A 686-nucleotide genomic window follows, 5' to 3' on the forward strand; every position below is an offset into this window, starting at 1 on the left:
AACCTCGCCCAGGCGTCGGCAAAGGGGGCCAGCGTGAACCGGGCCGAGGCCGACGCCTTCGCGGCCAACGTGCTGCCGGTGATCGAGAGCATCCGAGCGGCCGGAGCCGGCTCGCACCGAGCCATCGCCACGGAGCTGAACGCGCGACGGATTGAGACGGCGCGAGGCGGTGCCTGGAGTGCGGTGCAGGTTGGGCGTATCCTAACTAGATCCACGCCGAAACCACATGTCTTCCACGTGGAAATCACACCGGGTCAAGGTGTAGTCCATACCAACATCATGTGAAGACTAGGGCGCCCGACCTGTAATCCCCATATGCTTCAGTTGTCACTGGGAGCATCACTGTGGACGTCCAAGCCCTTCACCAGTTCGTTGCCTCGGTGCCTGGCACGTTCGGTCAGCTCATCAGCCGCCGCGCGGCGGTCAATCTGATTGCGGCTGGGCGTGTCGATGCTGCCGCCGCGCTGGTGGGCCTGGCCGGCCTCGACACGATCCCGGCCCTGATCAGGGCTGGTGCGCCACCGCCGATGGTCCAGGCTGCGATCGGGCACGCCGTGTTCTACCGCTACCATGAGCTGCGCAGCGTCGACCGGGTCACGTTCGCGGCTTGGTGCCGGCAGGCCGCGTTCACGGCCCCCCAACCTCTGCCGGAGATGATCGAGATCTACCGCGGCACGATGGGGTGC

At 66.2% G+C, this 686-nt stretch carries 2 protein-coding genes; both read left to right on the forward strand.

All coding sequences use genetic code 11. The features are described from left to right. Window positions 1-285: recombinase family protein (locus C1631_RS23215; protein ID WP_185144696.1), on the forward strand; the 285-nt coding region annotated here is incomplete at its 5' end. A 59-nt stretch (window positions 286-344) separates the two neighbouring features. Then, a partial coding sequence (locus C1631_RS23220) for a hypothetical protein (RefSeq protein ID WP_228441482.1) occupies window positions 345-686 on the forward strand: 342 nt, incomplete at its 3' end.

This window comes from Chryseobacterium phosphatilyticum (assembly GCF_002899825.2).
Lineage (GTDB): Bacteria > Bacteroidota > Bacteroidia > Flavobacteriales > Weeksellaceae > Chryseobacterium > Chryseobacterium phosphatilyticum.